Here is a 17,928-nt window from a genome sequence, read left to right on the forward strand (position 1 = left end):
TCACCGGGTCGGGTGCGCCGGAAGCACGCCCCGGCTCGGTGAACGGCCCGGCTCCGCCGGTGGAGGTCGCCGTTTCCGCCCGGTCCGCCACGGGTACGGCTGGCGCATGGAGACGAACACGAAGGCGTACCTGGTGGGCGGTCCCCGGGACAGCAGCAGCCAGGACGCGGGCGACCAGGCCCTGTTGGAGATCGAGATCGACGGCATGATCCACCGCTACATCCGCACCACGAAGCAGCACGACGGCGGCACCGTCTACAACTACGACGGGATGGTGGCCCCGGGCGGCGGCGAGCCGGGCGTCGAGGACCCCGCCGCGCGGGTCGCCTCCCCGAAGGCCGACGCCGAGGGGCGGTGACCGCTCAGCCGACCGGGCGACGGATGAACCGCGCCGGGCCGGGTAATGCGAGCGCCGTCCTGGTGGAGTGACGACCGGCGTCGCGGCGTTCCGCGACCGGGCGCGCGGGCGGGCGGCGGGGGCCGCCCCGCCCGCGGCCACGGTGGTTCAGTTGCCGGTCACCCAGTTCCAGGCCGAGACCACCCATTCGGTCTGCTGGAGGTAGGCCACCCCGACGCCCACCAGGAAGAGTGCGGTCACCAGGTGCGCACCGCGGGCGCTGCGCCGCACCCGGCCGAGCTGCCGCTCCAGGACCAGCCTGCCGAGCAGGCGGGCCAGGGCGAACAGGCCGGCCGCGGTGAGCAGGCTGAGCACGAAGGTGAGCAGCGGGGCGGTCAGATCGCCCCGGCCGGAGATCGCCCAGATGCCCCAGCAGACGAAGGCGAACAGCGCGCCGGCCGCGCTCCACTCCCCGCCCTTGCGGAGCTGGGCGACATGCCAGCCCACCGGCCGGCGGGGGGCCGGCTCGGCGGTCCAGTCGCCCGCGTCGACGGTGGGGAACGGCTCGGTCCGGGGCGTACGCGACTGGCCGACCGCCGCCACCCCGCGCCGGAACGCGTCCCGCTGCGAGGGCACCACGGCGGGCTGCGGCGGCACCTCGACCGTCCGCTCGGCCCACGGCTGTGTCTCGTCCGCCATCTCGTGTCCTCCCCCTCGACCGACGCCGGCCACGGTTCCGAGGGTAGCGAGCCGGCAAATCGGGTGCCGACCACGACGGTGATGGGTTACACACACCGGATGACCGACGCGCTGGTCCCCCGGGCCGAGGACTTCGACGAGATCTCCGCACTGCTGACGCTGGCCTTCCACGGCGATCTCGACCCCGAACTGCGGGAGGTCGAGCGCGTCGTCTTCGAACCGGACCGGTCGCTGCTGGTCCGTGACGGCGGGACCGCCGTGGCGCATGCCGGCGCGTTCAGCCGCGAGCTGGCCGTGCCCGGGGCCAGCGTGCCCGCCGCGCACGTGACCATGGTCTCGGTCGCCCCGACACACCGCCGGCGAGGGCTGCTCACCGGCCTGATGCGCCGGCAGCTCCGCGAGATCCACGACGCCGGCCGCGAGCCGCTCGCCGTCCTGTGGGCCAGCGAGGGCCGGATCTATCCCCGGTTCGGCTACGGCCTGGCCGCGCAGCGGCTCGTCCTGGCCGGCGACACCCCCGGGCTGCGCCTGCCGGACCCGACGCCCGCCGAGGGCACCCTCCGCCTGGACCGCCCGGCGCCGCACCGGGCCGAGCTGGCCCGGCTGTACGAGCGGGTGCGCGCCGACCGCCCCGGCTGGTCGCGCCGGGACGAGCGCTGGTGGGCGTACGTGCTGGCCGACGTGAAGGGGCTGCGGGGCGGCGCCACCGAGCGCCGGGTGCTGCTGCACGAGGGGCCGGACGGCCTCGACGGGTACGCCCTCTACCGGACGAAGGAGGAGTGGGCCGACACCGGGCCGCGCGCCGAGGTCCAGGTGGGCGAGGTGGTGGCCGCCCGGCCGGAGGCGTACCTGGCGCTGTGGCGGCTGCTGCTCTCGATCGACCTGACCCGCCGGGTGTCCTTCTCGATCGCCGCCGTGGACGAGCCGCTGTTCCGGCTGGTGGACGAGCCGCGGCAGCTCAACGCCCGGCTCGCCGACGCCCTCTGGGTCCGCGTCGTGGACGTGCCGGCCGCGCTGGCCGCCCGGCGGTACGCCACCGACGTCGACGTCGTGGTCGAGGTCACCGACGACCTGCTGCCGGAGAACAGCGGCCGGTGGCGGCTGGTCGGCGGACCGTCCGGGGCGGAGTGCACGGCCACCTCGGCGCCGGCCGCGCTGGCCTGCGACGTCCGCGCCCTCGGCGAGCTCTACCTGGGTGGGGCCGGCCTGGCCGCGCTCACCGCCGCCGGGCGGGTGCGGGAGCTGGTCCCGGGCACGGCGGCGGCGAGCGCACCGGCGCTCGGCTGGCACCGGGCCCCCGCTCCCATGGAGGTCTTCTGACCGACCGCCCCGGATCTCGGCGACCTGCCGTCAGTTCCGGACGGCAGGTCGCCAACATCTCGGGTCGAAGCGTGACCGCCCGAGCGGTACGGTCGGCTGATGGGGGATGCGGATCGGCGCCGGCGGCGGCTGCGGCACCACGGCGACACCGGGACACCGGAGCGCGAGGGCGCGAGCGCGAGCACGGCAGCCGTGCACGACGACGCCCCCCGCCCGCCACGCGGCGCCAGACGCCCCGAGCCGGAGACATCGTCGGACGACGGCTCCAGGTCGCCGCGCGGCGTCAGACGCCCCGAGCCGGAGACATCGTCGGACGACGGCGCCAGGTCGCCGCGCGGCGTCAGACGCGCCGAGCCGGAGACGTCGGACGACGGCTCCAGGTCGCCGCGCGGCGTCAGACGCGCCGAGCCGGAGACGTCGGAGCATCGGGGCCGGCGGGCGGGCCCGCCCGCCGAGGAGGGCGAGCGGGGGCTGCGCGGCCTGGTAGGCTCGGGTTCCTCGCAGGTGAGCGTGACCGCCGCGCTGCGGGCGCGGGACGCCGCCCGGCCGACCGACGAGGACCTGGCCGAGGCCGAGGCCCGGGTGGTCATCGTCCGCCGCAACTGGGTGCCCCGCGAGGAGCTTCCCCGCACCGGGCGGTGACGGGCGCGACCCGACGGCCGCACCGTCGGCGGCGCGTCAGGCGGGCAGGTCGGGGAGCTCGCGGCTCTGCTCGTAGTCGGCGACCTGGGCGATCCGGCGGGCGTGCCGCGGGTTGCCGGAGAACGCGGTGGTGAGGAACGCCTCCACCAGGGCGGTGGCCTCGTCGAGGGTGTGCTGCCGGGCTCCGACCGCGATGATGTTGGCGTCGTTGTGCTCGCGGGCCAGCTGGGCGGTGTCGATGTTCCAGGCGAGCGCCGCCCGGACTCCCGCGATCTTGTTGGCGGCGATCTGCTCGCCGTTGCCGGACCCGCCGATCACCACGCCGAGGCTGCCCGGGTCGCCGACCACGCGGTCCCCGGTGTGCAGGCAGAACGCCGGGTAGTCGTCGTCCGGGTCGAAGGCGTGCGGGCCCACGTCGACCACCTCGTACCCCTGCTTGGCCAGGTGGTTGGCGAGGTGCACCTTCAGCTCGAAGCCGGCGTGATCGGATCCCAGGTAGACGCGCATACCGCGCAGTCTGACAGGCCCGCCCCCGTGCCGGCGCGCGGGCGGCGGCACGGAGGCGGATTCGTCACACGGTCAGCGGGGCAGTTCGGCGACGACCAGGCCGGCCCGCGCCTTCGGGGTGAACCAGGTGCTCTTGCGCGGCATCTTCTCCCGCGCCAGGTTGACCGCGACGAAGTCGTCCACGGTCACCGGCGCCACGAGGACGGCCAGCTCGGCCCGCCCCGCGTCGACCTCGCCGGTGAGCCAGCTCGCCGGGTAGTCGCCGCCCACGTAGGTGATCCGCTTGTCGCCCGGATCGAGGCCGAGCGCGTCGCGCAGCAGCAGCCGCTCGACCAGGGCGTGGTCGAGGTTCTCCAGCCGGCCGCCGCCGACGTGCGGCAGGCGCACCGCGTACCCCTGGCCGGCGAGGTGGAGGTGCACGGCGCCGCCGGTCGCCGGGACACCGGCCGGGCCGGCGACCGGGGTGATCTCCGCGCCGGCGGCGCGGAGCCGGTCGAGCAGTTCGTCCGGGGTGGTGGTCAACTCGCTGACCAGCCGGTTGTAGGGCTGGATGGCGACCGAGGCCGGCGTGGTGATCACCGACAGGAAGCGCGGAAAGCCGCCGGTCTGCGCGGCCAGGCTGCGGTGGTTGCCGTCGGCGACCACCAGCTCGCCGCCGCCCGCCAGGGCGGTCAGCTCGTCCTGCGCCGGGCCCGGGCCGAGCAGCCAGATGGCGTGGGTGCGGCCGGCCTGGTCCACGTCGGTGGCGGCGGGGGCGCCGGCCGACTCGGTCGCCGCCGCGAGCGCCGCGTGCAGCTCGTCGCCGCGCCCGGTCTGGAGCAGGAGTACGGGCGAGAGCAGGTGGCCCAGCGTCTCGGCCAGGGCGACCCGCTCCCGCACCTTGGCGATGAACACGTCCTCGTTGCGGATCACCAGGCCGGGCTCGTCGGCGCGGGTGGAGATCTGGTCGGTGTCGACCATGGCGAACAGCCCGTACGCGTTCTCCTCGCCCGGCGCGCTGATCCGGTAGAGGACCACGACCTGCTCGGCGGGGGTGTAGCTGCCGTCCGCCTTGGCCTCGGCGAGGCGGGCCACCGCGTCGGGGAGCGCGTCGAGGAAGGACTTCCCGAGGCTGCCCGGCGCCCGGTGAGGCATCTCGATGCCCAGGGCACTGTGCGGATTCGCCTCGACGATGGCGGTGATCTCCGCGTCGTCGGCGAACTCGTCGTAGTTCTGCGCGCCGGTGCCGCCAGTGGTGATCCAGGCCCGGGCGATCGGATGCACGACCGTCATGCCCGCTGACGCTACCCGCGCCGTCGGGACCGCCGGTGCCGGACCCGCACGCCGTCCACCAGATGAAAGGCGACCCGGTCAGCCGGTGCGGTGCCGGCCGGGGGCCGGGCGGCGGCCCGGCGTCGGGGCGGCCGGGCGGGCGCCGCCGCCGGACGTGGTGAGTCGGACCGTCGTCGTCCCGGCCGGGGCCGGGCGGCCGGCCGCGGCGCCGGTGCGGACCGCGCCGGGGGCCCGCGCGGGCAGGCCGGCGTCGGCAGGCGGGGTCATCCGCGAGGTCGCCACCACCCGGGCGACGCCGACCACGATGGGCGGGGCCAGCAGGTCGGCCATCTCGGCCGGGACCGCCGGCCAGTCGCCCTCGGCCACCGACCAGTACGTCGCACCGGAGTCCCCGGTCGCCGGCTCCGGCGCCTCGTCGGACAGGTGGCGGTGCTTACCCATGGGAACGCCTCCAGGAGCTGCCGGGTTGCGGCCCCGGGCGGGCCGCCGGCTGGGACACCCGGTGAAACGAGCCCCGCACCGGCCCGGTGACGGGGCGGCGCGGGGCTCGTCCGGCGCGGCTCAGTCGAAGACCGGGCCGACCTCACGGGTGCGCTTGAGCTCGTAGAAGCCGGGCGTGCCGGCCACCAGCAGGACGCCGTCCCAGAGCCGGCCGGCCGCCTCGCCCTTCGGCGCCGGAGTGATCACCGGGCCGAAGAAGGCGACCTGGCGGCCGTCCGGGCCCGGGGCGTGGATCACCGGGGTGCCCACGTCGGTGCCGACCGGCCGCATGCCCGCCTCGTGGCTGGCCCGCAGCGCCTCGTCGTACTCCGTCGACTCGGCGACGTCGGCGAGCGCCGGGTCCAGGCCGACGTCGGTGAGAGCGCCGGCCAGCATCTCCCGGCCCAGCTCCTCCTTGCCGAGGTGGATCCGGGTGCCCATCGCGGTGTAGAGCTTGCCCAGCGTCTCCCCACCGTGCGCCTGCTCGACGGCGATGCAGACCCGCACCGGGCCCCAGCCCTTCTTCATCAGATCCTGGTACTGCTCCGGCAGGTCCCGGCCCTCGTTGAGCACGGACAGGCTCATCACGTGGAACCGGATCTCCACGTCCCGGACCTGCTCGACCTCCAGCAGCCAGCGGGAGGTGATCCACGCCCACGGGCACAGCGGGTCGAACCACATGTCCACGGCGACACGTTCGGTCACGGTGTCATCCCTTCACGACTTCACGCGCCGGAGCTCCGGCGCCTTCCCCTCCGATCCTCACCCCATGCGGCATCGACCGGTACCGGAATGAGAGCGTGACCTCGGCCACCGAAGGGTGACCGTGCATGGAAGACTCGGTTTCGGACGGCCGTCACGAGCGGGCCGGGAGGCCGGTGCCGCGGGGCGCGGCGAGACGAGTGGGATGGAGACGAACAGTGCCGGGAGTGCGCAACCTGACCCAGGTCGAGGCCACCGAGCGGGCCCGCCTGCTCGACGTCACCGGGTACGACATCAAGCTTGACCTGTCGACCGCGGTGCAGGCCGACGGCCGCACGTTCCGGTCGGTGACCGAGGTCCGGTTCCGCTGTGCCGAGCCGGGGGCGAGCACCTTCATCGAGACGGCCGCCGAGTCGGTGCGGTCGGCGACGCTGAACGGCACGCCGGTCGACCTGTCCGGCTGGTCGGCGGAGAAGGGCCTCACCCTGACCGGTCTGGCCGCCGAGAACGTCCTCGTGGTCGACGCCGACTTCGGTTACTCCAACAGCGGGCAGGGCCTGCACCGCACGGTCGACCCGGTCGACGGCGAGACCTACCTCTACAGCCAGTTCGAGACGGCCGACGCGCAGAAGGTGTTCGCCTGCTTCGACCAACCCGACCTGAAGAGCGTCTACACCTGGCACGCCACCGTCCCGGAGCACTGGCGGGTGGTGTCCAACATGCCGGTGGAGCGCGAGGAGCCGGCCGGCGAGGCGCTCAAGACCGTCCACTTCGTCGAGTCGGCGCGGATGAGCACCTACATCACCGCGCTCTGCGCCGGCCCGTACCACGAGGTGCGCGACAGCCACGACGGCATCGACCTGGGCGTCTACTGCCGGGCCTCGATGGCGCAGTACATGGACGCGGACGACCTGTTCCTCATCACCAAGCAGGGCTTCGACTTCTTCCACGAGAAGTTCCAGGTGCGCTACCCGCTGCCCAAGTACGACCAGCTCTGGGTGCCGGACTTCAACGCCGGCGCCATGGAGAACTTCGGCTGCGTCACGCACGCCGAGTCGCACTACATCTTCCGCTCGCAGGTCACCGACTTCGAGTACGAGCAGCGGGCCAACACGATCCTGCACGAGCTGGCGCACATGTGGTTCGGTGACCTGGTCACCATGCGCTGGTGGAACGACCTGTGGTTGAACGAGTCGTTCGCCGAGTGGGCCAGCCACTGGTGCAACACCCACGCCACCCGCTTCTCCGACGCGTGGACGACCTTCCTGTCCATCCGGAAGAACTGGGGTTACCGGCAGGACCAGCTCTCCTCCACCCACCCGGTCTACTGCGAGATGCCGGACCTGGAGGCGGTCGAGGTCAACTTCGACGGCATCACCTACGCCAAGGGCGCCAGCGTGCTCAAGCAGCTCGTCGCGTACGTGGGCGAGGAGCCGTTCCTGGCCGGCCTGCGGGCCTACTTCGGCAAGCACGCCTGGGGCAACGCCACCTTCGACGACCTGCTGTCCGAGCTGGAGACGGCCTCCGGCCGGGAGCTGCGCAAGTTCGCCGCCCAGTGGCTGGAGACCGCGCAGGTCAACACGCTGCGCCCCGAGGTGGTCGTCGGCGCCGACGGCGCGTACGAGCAGGTGCTGGTGCGGCAGGAAGCCCCGGCCGGGCACCCGACGCTGCGTACCCACCGGATCGGGGTGGGCCTCTACGACCTGACCGGCGGGCGGCTGGTCCGGCGGGAGCGGGTCGAGGTCGACGTGACCGGTGAGCTGACCGAGCTGTCCGTGCTGCACGGCAAGCCGGCCGCCGACGTGCTGCTGCTCAACGACGACGACCTGACCTACACCAAGCTGCGGCTGGACGAGCGGTCGATGGCGACCGTGGTGCAGCACATCGCCGGGTTCGAGTCGTCGCTGGCCCGGGCGCTGTGCTGGACCGCCGCCTGGGACATGACCCGCGACGCCGAGCTGTCGGCCCGCGACTACGTGGCGCTGGTGCTGGCCGGGCTGCCGGCGGAGACCGACATCAACCTGGTCACCGCCACCCTGCGCCAGGCCACCACCACGCTCACCTTCTACGCCGACCCGGCTTGGGCGCCGACCGGCTGGGCCGACCTGGCCCGCGCCGCCCGCACGGCGCTCGCCGCGGCCGAGGAGGGCAGCGGCTTCCAGCTCGCCTGGGCCCGGGCGTACGCCTCCGCGGCCCGCTCCGGCGAGGACCTGGCCACGCTGCGCGGCTGGCTGGAGGGCGGCGAGGTGCCGGCCGGGCTGACCGTGGACACCGAGCTGCGCTGGACCGTCCTGCAGTCGCTGGTGGCCAACGGCGCGGCCGGGGCCGCCGAGGTGGAGGCCGAGTTGGCCCGCGACCGCACCGCCAGCGGCGAGCGGGAGGCCGCGTACGCGCACGCGCTCGTGCCGACCGCCGAGAACAAGGCCGCGGTGTGGGCGCAGCTCACCGGCCCGGAGGCGCTGCCGAACTGGCGCAACCGGGCGCTGCTGCAGGGCTTCACCCACCCGGCGCAGGTGGAGCTCACCGCGCCCTACCGGGAGAAGTACTTCGCCGCGGTGGCGCAGGTGTGGGCGCAGCGGGACAGCGAGCCGGCGCAGGAGTTCGTCCAGCTCGCCTACCCGGCGTACCTGGTCGAGGACGACACGGTGACCGCCACCGACGAGTGGCTAACCCAGGAGGGGCAGCCGGCGCCGCTGCGCCGGCTGGTGGCCGAGGGCCGCGACGGCGTGGCCCGGGCCCTCAAGGCCCGCGCCCGGGACGCCCGGACCGCCTGACCGAGGAGCACGCGGCCGGGGCCGGCGCGGGTGGGAACCCGCGCCGGCCCCGGCCGTTATCGTGTGGAGAGGAGGTGGACGTGATGGCACACCCGACCTACGAATGGCGCCCACCCGAGCGCGACTGGCGGGAGCAGGACCTGCTCGACCTGCCCGAGGACGGAAACCGCTACGAGATCATCGACGGGAGCCTGCACGTGACCCCTCCGGCCGGGCCCGACCATCACGAGCCGGCGGACGACATCCGCATGGCACTGCGCCAGGCAGCGCCCGACGGATGGCGGGTGATCCGGGAGATCGGCGTTCGAGTGCCGGGCGGCAATCTGATCCCGGACGTCACCGTGCTCAAGCCCGGCGCCCCGCGGGACCGGATGTGGGCGCAACCGACGGATGTCGCACTGGTGGTCGAGGTCGAGTCGCCGAACAGCCGCCGGCACGACCGCTTCACCAAGCCCGCCCTCTACGCCGAGGCCGCGATTCCGGCGTACTGGCGGATCGAGCGGGGTGACTTCGGGCCGGTGGCGTACCGCTACGAGCTGACCAAGGGTCTCCACTACGACCTGCTGGGCACCGTCGGCCCGGACGATCCCGTCGAGGTCACGGAGCCGTGGCCGATGCGGCTCGACCCGTCCACCTGGCCGCGCTGAATCGACGACACGGGAAAGCCCGGCCCGCGAGACGCGGGCCGGGCTTCGTCGTGTGCGGGAGGGCTCAGCCCTTGCCGGCGTGGCTGGCGAGCTGGTCGAGGCCCTGGATGATGCCGCCGGCCAGGTCGCCGCCGCCGAACGAGGCCACCATGGAGAGCGCGGCCAGCTTGGCGTACGTGTCCGGGATGCGCTTGCGCGCGTAGCGGCCGGTGACGATCTCGAGCTGCCGCTGGTTGGGCGACACGGCGATCAGCACCGACTTGTCCGGCTCGGCGAGCTGGCGGTGCAGCCGCCCGGCGTGCTCCCGGATCGGCTCGTCGAGGCCGCCCACGTAGACCGAGAACACCAGGCCGGTGCCCTGGTCGGCCAGGCGGAGCGCCTCGTCGATGCGGAGCAGCTGACGGGTCGAGAACGGCCCGTCCAGGACCTCCGGCGGGTTACCGGTCCCCGTCGCGGCCTGCTTCTCACCAACGGTCACTTGCGCCTCCGGTTCCACCGGCCGGTGCCTCCCGGCCGGCCTGCTCCTGCTTGCGGCTGGTCAGCGCCGGCGCCTGCGCGCCGGCGGCCAGTGCGGTGCCGGCCGAGTCGGCCAGCTGCTCCGGACGGCCCAGGAACCAGACCGGAGTGAAGTCGAAGGGCCGGCCCGGCCGGTAGCGCTTCGCGCCGCCACCGCCGCCGCCGCGACTGCCGGCGGCCGCCAGTCCGGCGATCACCAGCACGGCGGCCGCCGGGATGCCGACGAAGACCAGCAACGTCTCGGTAACAGACAATCCCAACGCCCCCAGGCGGAAAGAGAGACCAGGAATGTTCCGGGTCGGGTGGACGGTCATGACGACGCGCGCCCGACTCCGCTTGTGCTGTTCACGTTAGCGGAGTCGACGGCCCGCCAGATTGCGGGGTGCTGATCCCACCCGCCACAGCCGTGCTCCACTTGCGCGGCAGTGCCTATCAATGTCGCGTCGTCGCCGTACCGGCCGGTGAGCAGCACGCCGACCGGCATCCCGTCGCCGGTGCGGCCCACCGGCAGCGAAACGGACGGGTCGCCGGTGACGTTGAAGATGGCGCAGTACGGCGAAAACCGCCGCTGCCGGTCGAAATCCTCGGCCGGATCGAGGCTCGCGAACGCCCCGACCGGCGCCTGCGGGGCGGCCAGGGTCGGGCAAAGCAGCAGGTCGCAGCCGGCGGTACGGCGCACGCCACGGCGTACCTGGGCCTGGAGTTCGCCGAGCGCGGTCATCAGCGGGCCGGCCCCGACGGCCGTGCCCCGGGCCCGGAGGAAGCGGGTCAGCGGCAGCAGGTCGCTCTCCCGTTCGGTCGGCACCGGGGCGAGCGCCAGCACGTACCAGACGGTCTCGAAGAGCGGCCACGCCTCGGGGCCGAGCGGCGCGGGGACGTCGACCACCTCGTGGCCGGCCTCGGTGAGCAGCGCGGCGGCCCGGTCGACGGCGGCCACGCAGTCGGGGTGGACCGGCTCGTCGGCGAGCATCGGTGCGGTGAACCGGCCGATCCGCAGCCGGCCCGGCGCGGCGGCCCGGGCGGCGCCCAGGTAGCCGCCGGTGGGCGCGGCCGGCGGCAGGTAGGGCTCGCCGGGCACCGGTTGCGCCAGGACGTCCAGCAGCGCGGCCGCGTCGGTCACGGTCCGGCCGAGCGGGCCGCTGATGGGCAGGCCGAACGCGCCGAAGCCGACCGGGCCGCCGGAGACCAGGCCCCGGCTGGGTTTGTAGCCGACCAGGCCGCAGAGCGCCGCCGGGATGCGCAGCGAGCCGCCACCGTCGGAGCCCTGCGCCACGGGCACCAGGCCGCCGGCCACGGCGGCCGCCGCCCCGCCGCTGGACCCGCCCGCGGTGTTGGCGAGGCCCCACGGGTTGCGGGCCGGCGGCGCGACGAGGCCCTCGGAGTAGAGCGAGCAGCCCAGCTCGGAGGTGGTGGTCTTGCCGAGGCTGACCATTCCGGCGGCGGCCATGAACCGGACCACGTCGGCGTCGACGGGCGGCACGAAGTCGGCGAACGCCACCGAGCCGAAGGTGGTGCGGACTCCGGCCGTGAGCGTGAGGTCCTTGATGGCGGTCGGCACCCCGTGCAGCGGGCCGCGCCGGTCGGCCGGCACCGCGTCGGCGGCGGCCGCGGCGGCCCGCGCGCGTTCCGGGGTGACGGTGACGAACGCGCCGAGGGTGTCGGCGAGCGCGTCCACCCGCCGCAGGTGGTGCTCGACCAACTCCACGCTGGACAGCTCACCCCGGCGGATCGCGGCGGCCTGCTCCAAGGCGGTCAGGTCGTGCGGCTCGGCCATGCCGTCATCCTGCCCGGTCGGCGGCCGGATAATCGGGCGACACGACCGTCGGGCACGACTCGCTCCAAGCGGTCAGGACAGGGTTCCGGGTGGCGCCACCCATTCAGATCGAGGACCACCGACCGCCGCCAACAGGTCGAAGTCGCGGTCGTAGTGCAGAACGGTCGCGGAGTACTCGGCGGCCACTGCGGCAACCGTGAGGTCGACCGGACTGACGGCCCGATGATGGCCACGCGCGGTCAGCGCCAACTGCAGGTCCCTGGCGCGGGTCGGGACAGCGGGGGTTATCGGCAGGTCGACCATGACCTGAGCGCGGCGGGCGCGAATCGTCATGGCGTCGCGGAAATCGCGCGCGCTACGCCCGTCCTCGAGATCCAGCGGAAGACATGTCGCCGCCAGCCGCTCCTCAAGCAGCACGGTCACCCGCTTCGCGACCACGGGCAGACGCAGCCGTGCCCACGCCGAGGTGTCGACCAGGTAGAGGCCGGCAGGCACCGTCACGCGGCGTCCTTCTCACTGTCGGGGGTCTTGTCGTCGTCGACGATGCCCGTCCAGTCGCGGTCGATCGACAGGAGCTCCCGGATCGCCTCCATCCGCTCACTTCGCTCTGCGACCAGCCGCAGGGCCGCATGGATCGTGTCCTTCTTGCTCTTGGTGCCGAGCTCCCGTCGCGCTCGTTCGAGCAGCTCATCATCAAGATCGATAACAGTCTTCACCCAGCAAGTATATACGACGTGGCGAGCTCTATATACTGACCTTGCCGAGGAAATGGAGGGCGTTGCCGCCGAGCAGCTTGGCCCGCTGCGCGTCGGTGAGGAAGTCCGCCTTGCGGACCACCTGCCCGACCGGGCGCTCCCCCAGCGGGTACGGGTAGTCGCTGCCCACGAGCACCCGGTCCTCGCCCATGGTGTCGACGAGCAGCCGCAGCGCCGCCGGCTCGAAGACCACCGAGTCGACGCTGAACCGGTCGACGTAGGCGCTCGGCGGGGCGCTGGACGCGCCGCGGACCAGGTCGCCGCGGCGGTGCCAGGCGTTGTCCGCGCGGCCCAGCCAGAAGGGGAAGCTGCCGCCGCCGTGCGCGAAGCAGATCCGCAGCGTCTCGGGCACCCGGTCGAAGACCCCGCCGAGGATCAGCGCCAGCACCGACAGGTGCGTCTCGGCCGGCATCCCGGTCAGCCAGCGGGCCATCCACCGGTCCAGCCGGGGCCCGCCCGGCATGTCCCACGGGTGCACGAAGACCGGCGCGCCCACCTCGGCGCAGTGGGTCAGGAACTGCACGATGCCGGCGTCGTCGAGGTCACGGTCGCCGACGTGGTTGCCGATCTCCACCCCGGCGTGCCCGGCGGCCAGGCAGCGGTCCAGCTCGGCGCAGGCGGCGTCCGGGTCCTGCAACGGCACCTGGCAGAACGGCACCAGCCGGTCCCCGCCGCCCGCGGTGACCGCCAGGGTGAGGTCGTTGAAGATCCGGGCCACCTTGACGGCCTGGTCGGCCGGGCGGTCGTAGCTGAAGAACACCGGGGTGGGCGAGACGACCTGCACGTCGACGCCGTCGGCGGCCATGTCGGCGAGCCGTGTCTCCGGGTCCCAGCACTCCGCGCCGACCGGCCGGAACTCCGTCTCCCCCACCATGATCATGGCGGCGCGCTCGGAGTCCACCCGCAGCCAGGGCCAGCCGGACCCGCCGCAGGCCGCGGCGAGGTCCGGCCACCCCTTGGGTACGACGTGCGTGTGCACGTCGACGACGGGTGGGCGCATCAGCCCTTGCCCGGGTGCAGCGCGCCGCAGTTGGTGCAGGTGCGGGCCTTCTCGTCGGCGTAGAACGCCGCGAAGACCGGCGGCAGGTCGGCGGCGATGTCGCGCACCTGGAGCTCCACCTCGTGCACCTTGTGGCTGCACTCGGTGCAGTACCACTGGAACTTCTCCAGCGTGCCCTCCTCGCGGACCCGCTCGATCACCATGCCGATCGAGCCGGCCTCGGGGCGCTGCGGCGAGTGCGGGGTGTTGCGCGGCAGCATCCACATCTGACCCTCGCGCACGTGCACCGTACGCGGGCCCTCGGGCAGCATGAGGTTGATGTGCATGTTGCCCTTGACCTGGTAGAAGAACTCCTCGTACGGGTCGACGTGGAAGTCGGTCCGCTGGTTCGGGCCGCCGACCACCATGACGATGAAGTCGTCGCTGCCCGGCAGCATCTCCTTGTTGCCCACCGGCGGCTTGAGCAGGTGCTGGTTCTCTCCGATCCAGCCGGAGAAGCTGAACGGCTCGGCGATCTCACTCATGACGGACCTCCCGACGGAAGTAGGGCCACGGCCTGCATCTCGATGAGCAGGTGCGGGTGCGGAAGCTGGTGCACGGCCACCGTGGTCCGGGTCGGCCCGGTGGCGTCGAAGAACTCCGCCCACACCTCGTTGTAGCCACCGAAGTCGTTCATGTTGACCAGGTAGCTGGTGACCTGCACCAGATCACTCAGGTCGGCGCCGGCCGACTGGAGCAGGTCCCGGATGTTCTCGATCACCGCCCGGGTCTGTGCCCGGATGTCGAGGTCGGTGGTGCCGAACTCGTCCACCGCCACACCGGCGAAGGTGTTGTCCGGCCGGCGCGACGACGTACCCGAGACGAAGACGAACCCGCCGGCGACCTTGACGTGCGGGAACGCGCCGCGCGGCACGGCCTTCCCGGCCACCACCCGGGCCGTCATGAGGCCGCCTTCAGCGACGCCGTGCCGAGCTTCTCCACGACGGCGCGGACGTGCGCGCCGGGGCGCAGCGGCACGGCGGCGGTGGCCGCGCCGGCCAGGAAGACCCAGCCCTTGCGCAGCCGGACACCGTGCCGGCCGGCCAGGCGGATGCCCTCGTCCAGCGCGCGGCGCGGGTCGCCGAGGATCGCCGCGGTCGAGCCGACCTGGGCGACCCGGCCGTCGATCTCCAGCAGCACGCCGAGGTTGTCCAGGCCCTCGGGCACGGGCGACCAGGGGCCGACGACGAACGCGGCGGCCGAGGTGTTGTCGGCCACGACGTCCGGCAGGGAGAAGGTGAAGTTGGCGTACCGGGAGTCGATCAGCTCGATGGCCGGCGCCACGGCGCGGACGGCCCGGGTGAACGCGCCGACCGGCTCGCCCGGCTCGGGGAGGCGGTCCAGCAGGAACGCCACCTCCGGCTCGACCCGGGGGTGGATGAAGCCGGCCACGTCGACCGTGCCGCCGTCGGGCACCCGCATGCTGTCGGTGAGCCGGCCCCAGATCACCTCGTCGACGCCGACCTGGGCCATCTTCGCCTTGCTGGTCAGCCCCATCTTCAACCCGACGAGCCGCTCGCCCCGGTCGAGGCGACGCTGCAGCAGCGCCTCCTGCACGGCGTACGCGGCGTCCACGTCGAGGCCGGTCTCGGCGGCGAGCTGCGGGATCGCGGTGGCCGTGTCGGCGGCCGCGCCCAGCTTCTCGGCGATTCCCGCGATGTCCGGTCCGATCATGCCGCGTCCCCCTTGCCGGCCAGGTCGAGTGCCACGTCCACGATCATGTCCTCCTGGCCGCCGACCATGCGGCGCCGGCCCAGCTCGACGAGGATCGAGCGGACGTCCACCCCGTACTTCGCGGAGGCCCGCTCGGCGTGGCGGAGGAAGCTGGAGTAGACCCCCGCGTACCCGAGGGAGAGCGTCTCCCGGTCGACCTGGACCGGCCGGTCCTGGAGCGGGCGGACCAGGTCGTCGGCGGCGTCCATCAGCGCGAACACGTCGCAGCCGTGCTTCCAGCCGTGCAGTTCGGCGACCGCGACGAAGACCTCCAGCGGGGCGTTGCCGGCGCCCGCGCCCATGCCGGCCAGCGACGCGTCCACCCGGACGGTCCGGCCGTGCGGGGCGTCCGCGCCGGCCGGTCCGGGGCCGGGGATGCGGCCGTGCTCGACAGCGAGGACGCTGTTGGCCACGCCGAGCGACAGGTTGTGGTGGGCGTGGATGCCGATCTGCGTCTCCGGGTCGAGCACCTGCCGGTAGGCGTCGACCCGCGCGGCCACGTCGGACATGAGCAGCCGCCCGCCGGAGTCGGTGACGTAGACGCAGTGCGCCCCGTACGACTCCATGAGCTTGGCCTGGGCGGCCAGCCCGGCCGGGTCGTTCATGTGCGACATCATGAGGAACCCGGAGACGTCCATGCCGTTCTCGCGGGCCCAGGAGATGTGCTGGGCGGAGATGTCCGCCTCGGTGCAGTGGGTGGCGATCCGCACGCTGGTCACCCCGAGCGCCTTGGCCGCCTTCAGGTCGGCGATGGTGCCGATGCCGGGCAGCAGCAGGGTGGTGAGCCGCGCGCCGGTCAGCACCTCGGCGGCGGCGGCGATCCAGTCGGCGTCGCCGGCCGCGCCGTGACCGTAGTTGACGCTGGAGCCGGCCAGGCCGTCGCCGTGCGCCACCTCGATGGCGGCCACGCCGGCCGCGTCCAGCGCGGCGGCGATCGTCCGCACCTGGTCCACCGTGTACCGGTGCGCGATGGCGTGCATGCCGTCGCGCAGCGTCACGTCCTGGATGTAGAGGTCGGTCATCGCGCGTCCGCCTTCCGGAGCGTGACCAGCCGCTCGGCGGTGCGCAGCGCGGCCGAGGTCATGATGTCGAGGTTCCCGGCGTACGCGGGCAGGTAGTGCCCGGCGCCGGAGACCTCCAGGAAGACCGACACCTGGAGCCCGGCGAAGTGCCGGCCCAGCACCGGCGCGTACGTGTCCACCCGGTCGAACTGCACGTCCTGCTTGAGCCGGTAGCCCGGGACGTACTCCTGCACGGTCTTCACCATGTCGGCCACCGAGGCGGCGATCGCGGTCCGGTCGGCGTCGGCGTCCGGGCAGAGGCAGTAGACGGTGTCCCGCATGAGCAGCGGCGGGTCGGCCGGGTTCAGCACGATGATGGCCTTGCCGCGCTCGGCGCCGCCGACCACCTCGATGGCCCGGGCCGTGGTCTCGGTGAACTCGTCGATGTTGGCCCGGGTGCCCGGCCCGGCCGACTTCGAGGCGATCGAGGCGACGATCTCCCCGTACGCGACCGGGGTGACCCGGCCGACCGCGTGCACGATCGGCACGGTGGCCTGCCCGCCGCAGGTCACCATGTTCACGTTGGGCTCCTGCAGGTGCTCGTCGAGGTTGACCGGCGGCACCACGTACGGGCCGATCGCGGCCGGCGTCAGGTCGACCACGGTCCGGCCGTGCGCGCGCAGCACCGCGTCGTGGTGCCGGTGCGCGCCGGCCGAGGTCGCGTCGAAGACCAGCTCGACGTCGGCGAACTCCGGCATGGCGACCAGGCCGTCCACGCCCTCGGCGGTGGTCGCCACGCCGAGCCGGCGGGCCCGGGCGAGGCCGTCGGACGCCGGGTCGATGCCCGCCATCGCCACCATCCGCAGCTCGGTGCTGAGCCGCAGCACCTTGATCATCAGGTCGGTGCCGATGTTGCCCGACCCGAGCACCGCCACGCCGACGGTCATGAGGCCTCCTTGGAGAAACAGGTCCGCACCGAGCCGAGCCCGGAGATGCGCGCCTCGTACGCGGCGCCGGGCGTCACGGGCACCATCGGGCCGAGCGCCCCGGACAGCACCACGTCCCCGGCCTTCAACGGGTCGCCGGCGCGGGCCATGGTGCCGGCCAGCCACTCCAGCGCGTGCAGCGGGTTGCCGAGGCAGGCCGCCCCGGCGCCGACCGAGACCGGCTCGCCGGCGTGCTCCAGCACCATGCCGCAGAGCCGCAGGTCCACGTCGGCCAGCCGGCGCGGCGCGGTGCCGAGCACGAACAGCCCGCTGGAGGCGTTGTCCGCCACCGTGTCCACGATGGAGATGTCCCAGCCGGCGATCCGGGAGTCGACGATCTCGATGGCCGGCAGCACGTGGTCGACGGCGCGGATGAGGTCGACGGTGGTGACCCGCTCGTCGGGCAGGTCCGCGCCGAGCACGAAGGCTATCTCCGCCTCCACCCGGGGCTGGAGCAGCCGGCTCATCGGCACCTCGACGCCGTCGCCGACCGCCATGTCGTCGAAGAGCACGCCGAAGTCGGGCTGGAAGACCCCGAAGTTCTCCTGCACGGCGCGCGAGGTGAGGCCGATCTTCGCGCCGACCCGGCGGTGGCCCTTGCCGAGCCGCTGCCGGGTGTAGACCTGCTGCACCTGGTAGGCCGCCTCGATGTCGCCCTCCGGCAGCAGCCGCCCGCGCAGCGGCGGGCACGGCTTCTCCTCCTGCCGGGCCACGGCCAGCTCCCGGTTGGCGGCTTCGATGTCGACGGTCATCCCGGCTCCTCG

Annotated in this window: 21 protein-coding genes and 1 pseudogene; 5 read left to right on the forward strand and 17 right to left on the reverse strand. The window is 73.7% G+C overall.

Annotated elements, in window-relative coordinates; genetic code table 11:
- Positions 1–106 precede the first annotated feature (106 nt).
- Entirely contained in the window at positions 107–358 is a 252-nt protein-coding gene (locus tag ACQP12_RS26925) for a hypothetical protein (protein ID WP_357951196.1), read from the forward strand.
- A gap of 147 nt (positions 359–505) precedes the next feature.
- On the opposite strand, the gene ACQP12_RS26930 is transcribed toward ACQP12_RS26925, so the two are convergent.
- The gene (locus ACQP12_RS26930; RefSeq protein ID WP_433282966.1) at positions 506–1,036 is read right to left on the reverse strand and encodes a hypothetical protein; all 531 of its coding nucleotides are present in this window, start codon (positions 1,034–1,036) and stop codon (positions 506–508) included.
- Between the two features lie 99 nt (positions 1,037–1,135).
- Here ACQP12_RS26930 and ACQP12_RS26935 point away from each other — a divergent pair, with 99 nt between their 5' ends.
- Together ACQP12_RS26935 and ACQP12_RS26940 are read left to right on the forward strand one after the other, a co-directional pair.
- Complete coding sequence (locus ACQP12_RS26935) at positions 1,136–2,356, forward strand: GNAT family N-acetyltransferase (protein ID WP_433282969.1); 1,221 nt, start codon at positions 1,136–1,138, stop codon at positions 2,354–2,356.
- Between the two features lie 426 nt (positions 2,357–2,782).
- Positions 2,783–2,998, forward strand: a pseudogene (locus ACQP12_RS26940) (hypothetical protein); the annotation flags it as partial.
- Positions 2,999–3,034: 36 nt separating this feature from the next.
- Here the strand turns inward: ACQP12_RS26940 and ACQP12_RS26945 are convergent.
- The 4 genes from ACQP12_RS26945 to ACQP12_RS26960 form a co-directional block, all read right to left on the reverse strand.
- Positions 3,035–3,505 (reverse strand): ribose-5-phosphate isomerase, encoded by a 471-nt coding sequence (locus tag ACQP12_RS26945; RefSeq protein WP_357941100.1) that lies wholly within the window; start codon positions 3,503–3,505, stop codon positions 3,035–3,037.
- 72 nt (positions 3,506–3,577) lie between these two features.
- Positions 3,578–4,777 carry a DUF1015 family protein gene (locus ACQP12_RS26950; RefSeq protein ID WP_433282972.1) on the reverse strand — a complete coding sequence of 400 codons (1,200 nt, stop codon included), beginning with the start codon at positions 4,775–4,777 and terminating at the stop codon, positions 3,578–3,580.
- Positions 4,778–4,855: 78 nt separating this feature from the next.
- A complete protein-coding gene (locus ACQP12_RS26955) occupies positions 4,856–5,218 on the reverse strand; it encodes a hypothetical protein (RefSeq protein WP_433282974.1) in 363 nt (120 codons plus the stop codon).
- Positions 5,219–5,338: 120 nt separating this feature from the next.
- Positions 5,339–5,962 carry a mycothiol-dependent nitroreductase Rv2466c family protein gene (locus ACQP12_RS26960; protein WP_357941106.1) on the reverse strand — a complete coding sequence of 208 codons (624 nt, stop codon included), beginning with the start codon at positions 5,960–5,962 and terminating at the stop codon, positions 5,339–5,341.
- 224 nt (positions 5,963–6,186) lie between these two features.
- Here ACQP12_RS26960 and pepN point away from each other — a divergent pair, with 224 nt between their 5' ends.
- Together pepN and ACQP12_RS26970 are read left to right on the forward strand one after the other, a co-directional pair.
- Complete coding sequence (pepN, locus tag ACQP12_RS26965) at positions 6,187–8,733, forward strand: aminopeptidase N (protein ID WP_433282976.1); 2,547 nt, start codon at positions 6,187–6,189, stop codon at positions 8,731–8,733.
- Positions 8,734–8,816: 83 nt separating this feature from the next.
- Complete coding sequence (locus tag ACQP12_RS26970) at positions 8,817–9,380, forward strand: Uma2 family endonuclease (protein WP_433282979.1); 564 nt, start codon at positions 8,817–8,819, stop codon at positions 9,378–9,380.
- Positions 9,381–9,444: 64 nt separating this feature from the next.
- Here ACQP12_RS26970 and ACQP12_RS26975 read toward each other — a convergent pair whose 3' ends face one another.
- The 12 genes from ACQP12_RS26975 to ACQP12_RS27030 all read right to left on the reverse strand — a co-directional run bounded on the left by ACQP12_RS26975 (position 9,445) and on the right by ACQP12_RS27030 (position 17,916).
- A complete protein-coding gene (locus ACQP12_RS26975; RefSeq protein ID WP_357941110.1) occupies positions 9,445–9,858 on the reverse strand; it encodes a DUF5130 family protein in 414 nt (137 codons plus the stop codon).
- Positions 9,845–10,150 (reverse strand): aa3-type cytochrome oxidase subunit CtaJ, encoded by a 306-nt coding sequence (gene ctaJ / locus ACQP12_RS26980; protein WP_433282982.1) that lies wholly within the window; start codon positions 10,148–10,150, stop codon positions 9,845–9,847. Before ctaJ ends, ACQP12_RS26975 begins: the two co-directional genes overlap by 14 nt.
- 56 nt (positions 10,151–10,206) lie before the next feature.
- Positions 10,207–11,670 carry an amidase gene (locus tag ACQP12_RS26985; RefSeq protein WP_433282985.1) on the reverse strand — a complete coding sequence of 488 codons (1,464 nt, stop codon included), beginning with the start codon at positions 11,668–11,670 and terminating at the stop codon, positions 10,207–10,209.
- Positions 11,671–11,742: 72 nt separating this feature from the next.
- Positions 11,743–12,171, reverse strand: coding sequence for a PIN domain-containing protein (locus ACQP12_RS26990; RefSeq protein WP_357941114.1), 429 nt, complete (start codon positions 12,169–12,171; stop codon positions 11,743–11,745).
- On the reverse strand, positions 12,168–12,386 hold the full coding sequence (locus tag ACQP12_RS26995; RefSeq protein WP_433282988.1) for a type II toxin-antitoxin system VapB family antitoxin: 219 nt from the start codon (positions 12,384–12,386) through the stop codon (positions 12,168–12,170). Before ACQP12_RS26995 ends, ACQP12_RS26990 begins: the two co-directional genes overlap by 4 nt.
- A gap of 28 nt (positions 12,387–12,414) precedes the next feature.
- A complete protein-coding gene (locus tag ACQP12_RS27000; RefSeq protein ID WP_433282990.1) occupies positions 12,415–13,425 on the reverse strand; it encodes an amidohydrolase family protein in 1,011 nt (336 codons plus the stop codon).
- Positions 13,425–13,949 carry a 3-hydroxyanthranilate 3,4-dioxygenase gene (locus ACQP12_RS27005; protein ID WP_262284602.1) on the reverse strand — a complete coding sequence of 175 codons (525 nt, stop codon included), beginning with the start codon at positions 13,947–13,949 and terminating at the stop codon, positions 13,425–13,427. The genes ACQP12_RS27000 and ACQP12_RS27005 overlap by 1 nt, the downstream gene beginning before the upstream one ends.
- Positions 13,946–14,368 carry a RidA family protein gene (locus ACQP12_RS27010; RefSeq protein WP_433282992.1) on the reverse strand — a complete coding sequence of 141 codons (423 nt, stop codon included), beginning with the start codon at positions 14,366–14,368 and terminating at the stop codon, positions 13,946–13,948. Before ACQP12_RS27010 ends, ACQP12_RS27005 begins: the two co-directional genes overlap by 4 nt.
- Positions 14,365–15,138, reverse strand: coding sequence for a 2-keto-4-pentenoate hydratase (locus ACQP12_RS27015; RefSeq protein WP_433282994.1), 774 nt, complete (start codon positions 15,136–15,138; stop codon positions 14,365–14,367). Before ACQP12_RS27015 ends, ACQP12_RS27010 begins: the two co-directional genes overlap by 4 nt.
- A complete protein-coding gene (gene dmpG / locus ACQP12_RS27020; RefSeq protein WP_357941125.1) occupies positions 15,135–16,199 on the reverse strand; it encodes a 4-hydroxy-2-oxovalerate aldolase in 1,065 nt (354 codons plus the stop codon). The genes ACQP12_RS27015 and dmpG overlap by 4 nt, the downstream gene beginning before the upstream one ends.
- Positions 16,196–17,125, reverse strand: a complete 930-nt coding sequence (locus ACQP12_RS27025) for an acetaldehyde dehydrogenase (acetylating) (RefSeq protein ID WP_433282997.1) — start codon at positions 17,123–17,125, stop codon at positions 16,196–16,198. The genes dmpG and ACQP12_RS27025 overlap by 4 nt, the downstream gene beginning before the upstream one ends.
- On the reverse strand, positions 17,122–17,916 hold the full coding sequence (locus tag ACQP12_RS27030) for a 2-keto-4-pentenoate hydratase (protein ID WP_091319063.1): 795 nt from the start codon (positions 17,914–17,916) through the stop codon (positions 17,122–17,124). Before ACQP12_RS27030 ends, ACQP12_RS27025 begins: the two co-directional genes overlap by 4 nt.
- Positions 17,917–17,928 lie beyond the last annotated feature (12 nt).

It is taken from the genome of Micromonospora sp. CA-244673, assembly GCF_050948395.1.
Classification (GTDB): Bacteria; Actinomycetota; Actinomycetes; order Mycobacteriales; family Micromonosporaceae; genus Micromonospora.